We start from the raw sequence: 13,210 nt of genomic DNA on the forward strand, positions 1-13,210 counted from the left end.
TTCTTCAGTTCTTCTATTAAAAATACGAAAAAAATATGGTAAATAAATATAATTTCATAGATAAAATTCAATGAATTACCTTGACAAAAAAAAGACGTTAAAAATAACGTCTTTTAAAATTATAATGTTTCTCTGTCTTTTCTCATTTTAACGTTCAGGAATCGTATTAAAATTAATCCTGCTCCAAAAAATATGGTCATTGATAAGGCTGCAATACGCATATTATTGAAATGTTCAATCAATGTTGCAAAGATAAATGTCCCGATAATGATGGCAATTTTCTCCAAAACATCATAGAAACTGAAGTAAGTAGTGTTTTCCATTGAGTTTTCAGGAAGTAATTTTGAATAGGTGGATCTGGACATTGCCTGAAGGCCACCCATTACCAAACCTACTACAGCTGCTACTCCATAAAACTGATATTCTACTGTAGGATTTTCTTTGTTCAGAAAATAAGCCCAAAGACAAGCTACAATCCACAGGATAATCGCAATTGAAATAACATTTCTGTTTCCAATTCTCTTTGATAACCGTGAGAAAATAACCGCCCCAATGATTGCTTCAATCTGAATCACCAAAAGAGTTCCGATCAGTTTATCCTGAGCAAGGTTAATTTCACTCTTTCCAAATAATGTAGCCATCAGGAAAATAGTCTGCATTCCTACACTGTAAAAGAAGAAACTCGAAAGGAAGAATTTCAGATTTCGATCTTTGAAAAGCTCTCCGCCTACTTTAAACAGTTCGTGAAAACTTTCTTTTGCAATATCTTTATAGAAGCTCAGGTTATCTTTAAATACCTCAAAGAAACCACCCTGCTCTTCATGTTTTTTGAAGATATTCTTATAGTTCAGGAGTACTAAATCTTTAGGAAGTTTATCTTTCACATCCCCAAATTGAGGAAGATGTTTGAATGTATATTGAGAAAACCCGAACCACCATGCTCCTGTTAAAAGGAAACTGATTCTTGTAAACAGTAGCTGCTGGGCTGCTCCTTTGGCAAAAACCTGAATCAATACCAAACAGATGACTACTAAAACTACCGAGCCGATATATCCGTAAACATACCCTCTTGCAGAAAGCGCGTCCTGTCTGTCCGGTGTTGCAATATCCGGGAGGAAAGAGTTATAAAAAACTAAACTTCCCCAGAAACCGACACTGGCTGTAATGCTGAATAAAAGTCCCAGAAATACATTATGCATTCCCGTAAACATGGCCAATCCCATACAAGATGTTGCACCAAGATAGCAGAAAAACTGCAGGAAAGACTTTTTGTTTCCTATGGTATCCGCTAATGAAGATAAAAATGGAGACAGCAATACTACGATAAAGAATGATATGGTAAGGGAATACCCATACACCGCATCCGGCTGATATTCTTCGCCAAAAATTTTGATCATATGCCTCACCGGAACATCAATCCATGTTTTTGTTTCCGCTACATATTCTTTTTTCTCGTAAGCGGTGGTCAGGATAGAGTAATAAATGGGGAAAATGGTAGAGGTAATCACCAGGGAATAAACAGAATTTGCCCAGTCATATACAGCCCAGGCTTTCATAATTTTCGGATTATTCTTTATGTTTTTAGGCTGTCGATTCTCAGTTTCAGACATTTCAAATATATATTAGTAGCACAAAAATAGAAAAACTACTGAATATTCTACGGTTTTTAATGTTATTTTGAAAATAATAATTGTAGGGTATTGAAATAATTCAGCAAAGTTTTAATCTTATTTTATACTTTTTAAAGGTGATAAGGTATTAATCAATGCTTTCGTCTGTGTCCGTAAAGACCAGACGGTTCATATGATCAATCTAAATGTATGATTGAAGACAATATCATTCTATTCTGCAACAAAAAATCGGGGTCTTTGTACCCCGATTTGTATATTTTAAATTGTATGTCTCAATTATAAGTTTTCAATCACAATTGCAGAAGCACCGCCGCCACCATTACAGATAGCTGCAGCTCCGTATTTAGCATTATTTTGCTTCAATACGTTGATCAATGTAACAATGATTCTTGAACCTGAACTTCCCAGTGGGTGTCCTAATGCTACAGCACCTCCGTTTACGTTTACTTTAGCAGCATCTAATCCTAAGATTTTGTTGTTAGCTAATCCTACTACTGAGAAAGCTTCGTTGAATTCGAAGAAATCGATATCTGAAACTTCTAATCCTGCTTTTTTAAGAGCAATAGGTAGAGCTTTTGCCGGAGCTGTTGTAAAGTTTTCAGGCTCCTGTGCTGCATCAGCATAAGAAACGATTTTTGCCAGAGGCTTCAATCCAAGTTCTTCCATTTTTTCTTTGGAAACAAGGACCAACGCAGAAGCACCATCGTTCAGAGTAGATGCGTTTGCTGCTGTTACAGTTCCTTCTTCTTTTTTGAATACCGTAGGAAGTGTTGAAATTCTATCGAAGTTTACTGCTTTGTATTCTTCATCTTCCGCAAAGATTACTGGCTCTCCTTTTCTCTGAGGAATAGAAACCGGTACAATTTCTTCGTTGAATTTACCTTCGCTCCAAGCTTTTGCGGACCTTTTGTAAGATTCTACAGCGAAGTTATCCTGATCTTCTCTTGTAATATTATAGTCTGTAGCACATTTTTCTGCGCATACTCCCATATGTACTTTGTTGTACACGTCTGTAAGTCCGTCAAGTACCATTCCGTCAAGCATTTTGATATCGCCTAATTTTGTAGCCACTCTTGCATTGTAATAATGAGGAACTAAAGACATGTTTTCCATACCTCCTGCAACAATTACTTCTGCATCACCAGCTTTAATAGCCTGAGCCGCCATTGTTACAGCCTTCATTCCTGAAGCACAAACTTTATTGACTGTAGTAGAAGGTGTATTGATTGAAAGACCTGCTCCTAAAGCAACCTGACGAGCCGGCGCCTGGCCTTCCCCTGCCTGAAGAACATTTCCCATATAGATTTCCTGAACTTGATTAGGATCTAAACCGATTTTATCTAATGCTCCTTTTACAGCAGTTGCTCCCAGTTTTGTAGCCGGAACTGTTGATAAGCTTCCCATAAAACTCCCCATAGGCGTTCTTACTGCGGAAACAATGAATACTTCTTTCATGTATATAATTTTTATTTAGCTGAAACAGAATAAAGATTCCGTTTTTATAGTTAGAATTTATTTTACTTTTACGTATACTATATCAAATTGAGTTCCTTCAATTTTGGTATTCACTTTCAGAATATTATCCTGAGTAGCTAATATTTTATTATTGAAGACATCTCCTATCTGTGCGGGGTCATTTTTATCGGATTTCTCCAATACGATTGCTTTATAATTGCAGTCATCCACAAAAACCAATGTCGATTTGATAAAGTCTTTTCCATTATTGAAATATTCGGTTTGAACATTATCTTTAATGGTCATATACCATATTGCTTCCGGGTAATTGGGCCTTACAAACTTTCCTTCTTTTATATTTGTACATTTAGGCGGATTATCCGGTTTTTTCTGTCCCGTTGCCTGAGCTTGAATCTGTGTAGCTGCTGTCAACAAAATTCCTGCTGAAAAAAGTGTTAAGAAGTTCATGTTTATATTTGTGTTCTGTTGTTAACTTTTTTATTTCCTCCTGCAAAAACCATCAGAAAAGCGCCTAAAAATTCTACAGCCCAACCCCATTTCAGTTTAACAATTCCGGCAAAAGTTTCCTGCCAGGATTTGAATGGTAAAAAACTAAAATATTGCAGCGACTGCATTTTTACAGCAACCAGGGTAAATCCGAATAAAAGAATAAGCAGAATACCAAAAAACCTTACTATTTTGGAACTGTTATTTACAATTCCAAAAACAGCACAAGCAGAAAAAATCCAGCATGCTATAGCCAGATAATGATCAAGCTTCCAATAGTTCCAGTTCCCTATTACAGGCACATGTACCAAGGGTAGAAAACTACCTATAATTACTAACAGTAATCCTAATAACTGAATATTTTTCATATTTACTAAAGTGCCAAAATACAAAAAAAAACACACTTTTAAAGAGTGTGTTTTAAAAATAGAAATTCCGTTCCCGAACACTTGTTAGCTACAAAAAAGATTCAGTATTTTTAACTATTTTACAAATAAAAACAAAATTTATTATCAAATTAAAAATAACCACTTGCAGTTTATATCACGATAGAACTCCATATTTTTCTTCTGCAAAGCTTTATCGCATAAAAGGATATCTGAAAATAAAAAAATTGCATTTTTTTTCAAAAATGCAATTTAATATCTTCATAAATATAAGTTTCAATTAGTGTTTCACTGATGAAACATCTTCCGGGTTATGTTTATGTTTAAACAGTACGGCAAAGAAAACCGCCAGTATTAATGCATAAATTGCAAAAGAAAGCCATATCTGCTGCCAGTCTTTTACCATCACCACAGAGGAAAGGGTTCCATCTGAATTGACAGCTGCATTGAAGCTTTTCTTTAAAATGTTCAGGAAAGTAGGATTATCAGGGGTTGTCTGCAGGTAAGCAGAAAGATCTGAAGCCGTAGAAAACTTGTGGGTAAAGAACTTATCAATAGCCCATCCTGCGGCATAACTTCCGAAAACCGCTCCAAAACCGTTGGTCATCATCATAAATAATCCCTGAGCCGAAGAACGTATCTTTTTATCAGTAGTTGTTTCCACGAAAAGGGATCCTGAAATATTAAAGAAATCGAAAGCCATTCCGTACACAATACATGAAAGAATGATTAATGAAAGTCCAAATCCGTCCGGAACACCATAAGCAAAGAATCCGAATCTTAACACCCAGGCCAGCATAGACATCAGCATTACTTTTTTAATTCCAAATTTCTTCAGGAAGAAAGGAATTGCCAAAATAAACAGTGTTTCTGAAACCTGAGAAATTGACATGATAATGGTAGATCTCTGTACTACGAATGAGTCTGCATATTTAGGGAAATTAGCAAATTCACTTAAAAATACGTCACCATAGGCATTGGTAAGCTGAAGAGCAGCTCCCAAAAGCATTGAAAACATAAAGAATAATGCCATTTTATAGTTTCCAAAAAGCTTAAATGCATTTAAGCCTAATTGCTCGGATAACGGCGAATTTTTGTCAATCAGTTTTTGAGGTGGACATTTTGGAAGTGTAAGGGCATAAATCCCTAAAAAAATGGCTACAACACCTCCGATATAAAACTGACCTTCTGTTGCTTTATTTCCACTAAGGTTGGTGATCCACATGGCAACAATAAAACCAATAGTTCCCCACACACGAATCGGTGGAAAGTCTTTCACTACATCCAGATTGTTATTTTTCAGGATTGTATAAGAAATTGAATTGGCCAATGCGATGGTAGGCATGTAGAAACACATGGCCACAAGCATTACCGAAAAGAAGGAATTCGGATCTGCAGAATGAGGCAGTATAAAAAGAATAACCCCATAAAGAATGTGTAATACTGAAAATATACGCTCCGCATTTACCCAGCGGTCAGCGATAATTCCAGTAATGGTTGGCATAAAGATAGAAGCAATTCCCATTGTTCCGAACACAGCTCCAAACTGAGTTCCATCCCAATGTTTTGTGCCAAACCAGAAGTTTGCCATCGTAATCAGCCACGCTCCCCAAACAAAAAATTGGAGAAAACTGAGGATGGTCAGTCGTAATTTTAAATTCATAGTTTATATAAAAAGTATCTCTTTAATCAATTTTCTTTTTCCTCCTCTTGATTTCTTCCTGGATTTCAAGAGCGGTATCATAGTCTTCTTCTTTAACGGCTTCATCTAATAATTTCTGAAGCTCTTCCATAGAAAGAGATTTTAAGTTATCTTCTGTCTGTACAGTTTCTGAGAATGATTGTTCTTCTTTTGAAACGTCTTCCAGTTCCAGTAAAATTCCTGCTTCGTTTAAAACCTGCTGCGTTGTAAATATAGGTGCATCAAATCTTACAGCCATTGCAACGGCATCAGAAGTTCTCGCATCAAGAATCAGTTCTTCTTCTGTTACTTTATTTTTAAAGTTAATATTTGAAAAGAAAACTCCGTCTACAATCTGATAGATGATGACAGAAATTAACTCATAATTGGCAGAAACTATAAATTTTGTAAATAAATCATGAGTAAGAGGACGCGGTGGATGAATATCTTTTTCCAATCCGAGAGAGATGGACTGGGCTTCGAAATTTCCTATAACAACAGGTAATTTTATGTGTGTTTCTTCATGTTCCAATAACAATGCATAAGCCCCCGACTGGGTCTGGCTGTACGATATTCCGCGAATAATTAGCTGCTTATAATCCATAGCTACAAATATAGATTAATTTTTTATTGTGTTTTCACTTTTTTACGCAAAAATAAAAGCCCGGAAAGCCGAGCTTTTATCTGTATAGTTGATGATTGTCAAACGTCAATAGTGAATTTTGTTTCGCAAGTGATTTATTTAATTAAAAATCGACGAGCAAAGCGAGAATTAACTATTCACAATTCACTTTCTTATCCTTTAATTGCTTTAATTTTCTCTGTTAGTGCAGGAATAATCTGGAAAGCATCTCCTACTACTCCGTAGTCAGCAGACTTGAAGAACGGAGCTTCAGGATCACTGTTAATTACTACGATAGTTTTTGAAGAGTTAACCCCTGCAAGGTGCTGAATCGCTCCTGAAATCCCTACAGCAATGTAAAGATTCGGAGAAATTGCTTTACCTGTTTGTCCTACGTGTTCTGTGTGAGGTCTCCATCCGATATCAGAAACTGGTTTAGAACATGCTGTAGCTGCTCCTAAAACGTTTGCCAAATCTTCGATCATTCCCCAGTTTTCAGGTCCTTTCATCCCTCTACCTGCAGAAACAACAATTTCAGCTTCTTTAAGGTCTAATTTACCTGAGCTCTGCTCGTGAGAGATCACCTTAGTATCTTCATTCGCTACCGATAAGTTTTTCACTTCTTCTGAACCTGATACTGCGTTTTCTTTAACACCGAAAGCGTTTTGAGAAACAGTAACGATTACTCCGTTCCCTTCTGCTTTTGCATGCATGAAACCTTTTCCTGAGAATGCTCTTCTTTTTACCTGGAAAGGAGAAAGGCTTTCAGGAGCTTCCAATGCATTGGTAATTAAAGAATAGTTCTTCATTACCGCAAGCATAGGAGCAATGGAAGAAGCGTCAGTAGTGTGAGGGAAAACTATAATATTTCCGTCTGCTACTTCACTTACAGCCTGTGCAAAAGCTTTTGCTGAGAAATTTTTAAGACCTTCGTCTTTGATATTGATTACGTTTGATGCTCCATATTTGTACAATAAATCTGAAGAATCTGTTGGGTTTACAGAGATTGCCGTAACGGTATCTCCTGCTTTATCAGCGATAGCTTTAGCATAAGAAACTGCTTCAAAAGCTGCTTTTTTGTAAACTCCGTTTATATTTTCTGCGTATACGAATACTGCCATTGTTTTACATTTAAAATTTAAAGATTGAAAAATTTAAAGATTAGATTACTTTAGCTTCTTCGTGAAGTAATCTTACCAATTCATCAAGGTTATCCGGAGAAACCATTTTCACAGCAGCTCTTGGCGGAACGCTGTCATAAGATACTCCCTGAACTTTTACTTCTGAAGAAGAAGGTTCTACTACCTGCAAAGGTTTTGTTCTTGCAGACATAATTCCTCTCATATTCGGGATGATAAGATCTTTCTCATCTACTAATCCTTTCTGACCTGCAATAATTGCCGGTAATTTTACAGAAATAGTTTCTTTTCCTCCTTCAATTTCTCTTACTGCAGTAGCTTCGCTTCCGTTAACGTCTAATCCTACTGAAGCGTTTACGAAAGGTTGGTTTAATAACTGAGCCACCATTCCAGGAACCGAACCTCCGTTATAATCGATAGATTCTTTTCCGCAAAGGATAAGATCATATCCTCCGTTTTGAGCTACAGCTGCAATTTCTTTTGCTGTAGAATAGCTGTCTTTTGGATCAAGATTTACTCTTACTGCATCGTTAGCACCAATTGCCAAAGCTTTTCTGATTACAGGTTCTGTAGCAGCATCACCTACGTTGATTACTGTTACTGTTGCTCCCTGAGATTCCTGAAGTTTAACCGCTTTTGTCAACGCAAATTCGTCTAGAGGATTAATTACCCACTGAATTCCGTTTTTGTCGAAAGCAGATTTGTCTGCTGTAAAGTTAATTTTGGAAGTAGTATCCGGAACACTACTAATACAAACTAATATTTTCATGTGTACTATTTTATTTTTTCCCTTTTGGCGCATAAAATCATGACAGTTTATGCAGAGATTTTGTTTGAATTAATTTTTGCTAATATAAATAAAAAATATATTATGCATGCATAATACTTATTAAATTATTATTCAATACATTAGATGTAGTTACTTAGCTGGTTTCGTTGCCCTAAACTCTATTTTACTTGGCAAAACTCTTGGATTCATCTTTAAAATATCCAATATAAGATTCCCCATATCTTCGGGCTGGATCTTCCAACTGTCCTTTTCAGACGGAATATTTCCGTTAAAATGAGTGGCCACAGACCCTGGCATGATCACCGTAGATTTAATATTGTATTTTCTTAAATCGATCATTGCAGCCTGTGTGAAACCTACCACTCCAAATTTTGAAGCGTTGTATCCTGTACCATTTTCAAAGAAATTCGCTCCGGCAAGACTGGAAATGGTAATATAGTACCCTTCTGTCTTTTTAAGTTCTTCCACAGAGGCTTTTAAGGTATAAAAAACACCTGTAAGATTCGTTTCTATCATATCATTCCACTCCTCTGCCGTCAGTTCATCTACGGGCTTAAAAATACCCAATCCTGCATTGGCAATAATATAATCCAGTCTACCGAACTTTTCAACGGTATATTTTACAGCTTCCCGTTCGCTTTCCAGACTTCTTACATCAGAAACAATCCCCAAAACATTTTCTGAATATTGCTTAAGTTCTTCTTCTGCCCTCATTACATCTTCTCTTTTTCTTCCTGAAAATGCCACAGAAATGCCATTTTCCAGTAAAATTTTCGCAATCCCGAAACCTATTCCTTTGGTTCCTCCTGTTATATAAGCTGTTTTATGATCTGACATGTGATTGAAATTTTAATTCTCTAAAATAACAAAAACGCTCCAATTGGAGCGTTTTGCTGATCCTAAGATTTATCAGTAATTATTTTTTGATGAACTTCTCTGTGAAGTTTCTTCCTTCTGTTTCTATATTCAGCAAATAAGCTCCGGCAGACAGATTTCTAACATTTACCTGATCTCCGTTCAATGTTACATCCACTCTCTTTCCAGACATATCATATGCTTCAACATGTTTGATTTTGTTAGGCGTTGTGATTTTTATAACATCCGTAGCCGGGTTTGGATAAATAGACAGTTTTACGTCATTTTTAACGGCGTCTTTTGTAGACAAGGCTGCTTCATTATTAATTTTGATATTATCGATATAGGCAGAACCTCCATAATTATCATGTACAAAATCCATTCTGTTAATATTGTTATTACTGAATGGTTGTCCTGTATAAATTAGAGCATCATTCAGGTAATATTGGATTCCTGTAGCCGTAGAAACTATTTTTACCCTGTACCATGTATTGGCATTCCAGGTTTGATTGGTATCGACTAAATTATTTGAACCCGCTGTTGCAATCAGAATGCTTCCATCATAAGAAAAATCAATATAAGTAACAATTCCTCCTGTTCCTACGGTATTTACTGTTCTAAAAACGAAATCTGAACTTGATGTACTTTTTTGGGTAAGTCTCACATCAAATGATTGGGTAAAGCTATTGTATGTTAATGGTGTAGTGAAGGTATAGAAACCACCCATTACAGGACTCTGCTGTGGTCCGTAAGCTGCGTCTGTTGTTATTTTAAAACTGTTTGACCCCTGGCTTGCCATTTCAGCGGATACCAATTGACTTGTCAGATATACTGGCGGTGTAGCTCCATTATTAGTAGTAACCCAGCCCTGCTGCCCGTTAATGTTTCCTGCAGTATATCCCTCACTGGCTTCAAAAGAAATAGTTTGTTGAGCAAAAGATGATATCGAGATCAACGAAATTGCGAAAATGTAAAGTTTCTTCATGATATTTTTTTAGTTTCAAGCAAATATATACGTTTTAAATCTAAAAAGCAAAATATATGAATATTTTACACATATTATAAAATTAACATAATATTTTTAACTAAAAATAATAAAGATATTAAATCCAAGAACAAACAATAATTCCGAAAAATCATCCACAAATACACTAAAACGCTAAAAAGAGCACATGTTTTCAGAGATATGAAATAATTTATCTGATGATCACTTTTTCAGTAAAATTTCTTTCTTCAGTTTTTATATTAACCATATATATTCCTTTGGGTAAGCCTTTTACCTCTATTTTATTATGGCTTATTTCAGTCTTTATCAGCTTACCAGTTTCGTCGTAGAGTTCTATATTTTTTACTTTGGCAGCAGCATTAATATGGATGAAATCCGTTGCAGGATTAGGATAAAGAGATATTTTTTTAATATTTGCATTGGAATCCTGAACACCCATTGTTCCCAGCTCGCTATTAATTTTAATATGATCAATATAAGCTGACCCCAAAGAATTATTATGAACAAAGCGAAGCTGGTTTATATTCAATGAACTTGCTGCTACACCCGTATAGATCAGCAAATCATTAAGATAATACCGGACATCCGTAGCGCTTCCCACTACTTTTAACCGATACCAGGTATTTGACAGCCAGACGGAAGGTGCAATAATAAGGTTCTGTATACCAGATAACATATCCAGAATCTTTACTGACCCGGTTTTTCCAAAATCCACCCTCACGACAAACTGGTCATCAATACTGTTTACAGCCTGAAAACCAAAATCAGACCCGTTGAGTTGTGACATATTGATATCGAATGATACAGAAAAATTATTGTGAGCAAGGGGAACGGACAGATTATAAAAACCTCCGATGATTGGCTCAGCCTGCGTTCCATAAGTATTTTCTTTAACAATTCTCAGAGAACGGCTTCCATCACTTGCTTTATCTAAACTGATAGTTTGATGGGTAACATTTTCCGGTACACCTCCTGTGGGAGTACTGATCCAGCCTGCCTGTCCATTGACATCTCCAACGTTGAACCCCTCAATAGGTTCAAAGGATATGGCTTGTTGGGCGAAAACACAGAATGATGATAGCAAAAATGCAATTGAGTAGTATTTTTTCATAGCAAATCAAGTTTTGTATTAAAAATATAAACTTTCAATGAATAGTGAAATAACTTATTGCAAATAAAAAATTAACCCATTTATTATCAGTGAATTTAATTTTCAAAACCTTGAAAATACTTCGCTAACAATTGATAAAAGAGCAAAAAAATAAGGTATTTCTTTGCAGAAATACCTTATCATATCGTGTTTTCGATTAATTATTTTGAATAATTCTCAAAGAACAACGGAATACTTTCAATCCCTTTATAGAAATTGAACAGTCCGTAATGTTCGTTTGGAGAATGAATCGCATCAGAATCCAACCCAAAGCCCATCAATACAGACTTAGCTCCTAAAACCTGCTCAAACATTGCTGTAATCGGAATACTTCCTCCTCCTCTGTAAGGAAGAACTTCTTTTCCGAATGCTGATTCCATCGCCTGTTTTGCTGCCGCAAATTCTTTGGTATCTGTTGGTAAAACGTAAGGCATACCTCCGTGGTGAGGAGTAACTTTAACTTTTACTGTATCCGGAGCAATCTTTTCAAAATATTTTGTAAACTTCTCCGTAATTTCCTGTGGTGTCTGATAAGGTACCAAACGCATTGAAATTTTAGCAAAAGCTTTTGAAGGAATTACTGTTTTTGCACCTTCTCCTGTATAGCCGCCCCAGATTCCGTTGCAGTCTAAAGTAGGACGAATAGATGTTCTTTCTAAAGTTGTATATCCTTTTTCCCCTTCGATATTACCCAATCCGATTGATTTTTTGAATTCTTCCGGATTGTCTTTCAATTTGTTCATTTCAGCTCTTTCCGCATCTGAAACAGTTTCAACATTGTCGTAGAATCCGTCAATGGTGATATGCCCGTTTTCATCAATCAGATTCGCGATCATTCTTGAAAGAACGTGGATAGGGTTTGGAACTGCTCCGCCGTAAAGGCCTGAGTGTAAGTCTCTGTTCGGGCCTTCCACTTCTACTTCTACGTAGCTTAAACCTCTTAAACCTGTTGTTACAGTCGGCTGTTCGTTACTATAAATGTGAGTATCGGAAATTAAGATACAGTCACAAGCTAATTTCTCTTTATTTTCATTGACCCAGTCGCCTAAGCTTACTGATCCTACTTCTTCTTCTCCTTCTAAGATAAATTTAACATTGCAAGGAAGAGCATTGGTCTTCATCATCGCTTCAAAGGCTTTCAAATGCATGAAGAACTGTCCTTTATCATCAGCAGAACCTCTTGCGAAGATAGCTCCTTCAGGGTGTAATTCAGTTTTTTCAATATAAGGCTCAAAAGGTGGCTTTGTCCATAATTCCAATGGATCTGCCGGCTGAACATCATAGTGTCCGTATACCAAAACTGTAGGTAAATTTTTATCTAAAATCTTTTCCCCGAAAACAATTGGATATCCCTTTGTGTTGCAAACTTCCACATTATCAGCGCCTGCATTTTTAAGGTGTGCTGCCACTACATCTGCACATTTCAAAACGTCTTTTTTATACGCCGGATCTGCAGAAATAGAAGGAATTCTCAATAACTCAAATAATTCATCCACGAAACGCTGTTTGTTTTCGTTAATGTAATTTAATGTCTCTTGCATTGTAAAAATTTATTTTGTTAAAATTAAAAAAAATGCCCGGCAGGAACAAACAAAAAGAAAGGATTTTCCCAACCTCGTGTTAATGAACCTTATAGTCCTCTTTTTTAATAAAAAAATGCCCTGCAGAAACAGGGCACTTATATATTTTGTACTTCTAATTAGTGTTCAGCTTTTGGCGCTTTATCAGCTTCAGCAGGTTTTGCAGCCGCAGTACTGTCAGCTTTTGGAGCAGCTGCTTCTGGTGTTGCATGAGCCTCTTCTTTATGTTCTGCAGCTCCGGCTTCATGTCCGTGAGCTTCTCCCTGAGGGTCGTCAGAATATCTTTCTACTCCTTCTTCAAGTTTCAAAGTACCTCTGTTTCCTCCTTGTGGAACTTTCTTACAGCTTACCGCTACCGTTGCAATCGCTAAACATATAACTAATTTTTTCATATGTAAAATTATTTTT

The 13,210-nt window shown here is 36.2% G+C and carries 13 protein-coding genes; all 13 read right to left on the bottom strand.

Annotation, left to right across the window (positions count from 1 at the left end; translation table 11 throughout):
- Positions 1-119: 119 nt before the first annotated feature.
- Positions 120-1,610: an MFS transporter gene (locus PZ898_RS04575; RefSeq protein WP_062674972.1), complete on the bottom strand. Its 1,491-nt coding sequence runs from the start codon at positions 1,608-1,610 to the stop codon at positions 120-122.
- Positions 1,611-1,907: 297 nt separating this feature from the next.
- On the bottom strand, positions 1,908-3,086 hold the full coding sequence (locus PZ898_RS04580) for an acetyl-CoA C-acyltransferase (RefSeq protein ID WP_120231353.1): 1,179 nt from the start codon (positions 3,084-3,086) through the stop codon (positions 1,908-1,910).
- Positions 3,087-3,143: 57 nt separating this feature from the next.
- Positions 3,144-3,554, bottom strand: coding sequence for a hypothetical protein (locus PZ898_RS04585; protein ID WP_277694907.1), 411 nt, complete (start codon positions 3,552-3,554; stop codon positions 3,144-3,146).
- Between the two features lie 2 nt (positions 3,555-3,556).
- Positions 3,557-3,961 (bottom strand): hypothetical protein, encoded by a 405-nt coding sequence (locus PZ898_RS04590; RefSeq protein WP_062674976.1) that lies wholly within the window; start codon positions 3,959-3,961, stop codon positions 3,557-3,559.
- 298 nt (positions 3,962-4,259) lie between these two features.
- Positions 4,260-5,642 carry a nucleoside permease gene (locus PZ898_RS04595; RefSeq protein WP_062674979.1) on the bottom strand — a complete coding sequence of 461 codons (1,383 nt, stop codon included), beginning with the start codon at positions 5,640-5,642 and terminating at the stop codon, positions 4,260-4,262.
- Positions 5,643-5,664: 22 nt separating this feature from the next.
- Positions 5,665-6,264, bottom strand: coding sequence for a bifunctional nuclease family protein (locus PZ898_RS04600; protein ID WP_062674981.1), 600 nt, complete (start codon positions 6,262-6,264; stop codon positions 5,665-5,667).
- 191 nt (positions 6,265-6,455) lie between these two features.
- Positions 6,456-7,403 carry an electron transfer flavoprotein subunit alpha/FixB family protein gene (locus tag PZ898_RS04605; RefSeq protein ID WP_062674983.1) on the bottom strand — a complete coding sequence of 316 codons (948 nt, stop codon included), beginning with the start codon at positions 7,401-7,403 and terminating at the stop codon, positions 6,456-6,458.
- 40 nt (positions 7,404-7,443) lie between these two features.
- Positions 7,444-8,190 carry an electron transfer flavoprotein subunit beta/FixA family protein gene (locus tag PZ898_RS04610; RefSeq protein ID WP_034697635.1) on the bottom strand — a complete coding sequence of 249 codons (747 nt, stop codon included), beginning with the start codon at positions 8,188-8,190 and terminating at the stop codon, positions 7,444-7,446.
- 150 nt (positions 8,191-8,340) lie between these two features.
- Positions 8,341-9,048, bottom strand: a complete 708-nt coding sequence (locus PZ898_RS04615) for an SDR family oxidoreductase (protein WP_277694908.1) — start codon at positions 9,046-9,048, stop codon at positions 8,341-8,343.
- Positions 9,049-9,127: 79 nt separating this feature from the next.
- Positions 9,128-10,051: a T9SS type A sorting domain-containing protein gene (locus PZ898_RS04620; protein ID WP_062674989.1), complete on the bottom strand. Its 924-nt coding sequence runs from the start codon at positions 10,049-10,051 to the stop codon at positions 9,128-9,130.
- Positions 10,052-10,262: 211 nt separating this feature from the next.
- Positions 10,263-11,183, bottom strand: coding sequence for a T9SS type A sorting domain-containing protein (locus PZ898_RS04625; RefSeq protein ID WP_277694909.1), 921 nt, complete (start codon positions 11,181-11,183; stop codon positions 10,263-10,265).
- Between the two features lie 200 nt (positions 11,184-11,383).
- Entirely contained in the window at positions 11,384-12,763 is a 1,380-nt protein-coding gene (locus PZ898_RS04630; RefSeq protein WP_062674992.1) for a dipeptidase, read from the bottom strand.
- 158 nt (positions 12,764-12,921) lie between these two features.
- Positions 12,922-13,194, bottom strand: coding sequence for a hypothetical protein (locus PZ898_RS04635; protein ID WP_062674994.1), 273 nt, complete (start codon positions 13,192-13,194; stop codon positions 12,922-12,924).
- Positions 13,195-13,210: the final 16 nt, after the last annotated feature.

It is taken from the genome of Chryseobacterium sp. WX, assembly GCF_029542485.1.
Classification (GTDB): Bacteria; Bacteroidota; Bacteroidia; order Flavobacteriales; family Weeksellaceae; genus Chryseobacterium; species Chryseobacterium cucumeris.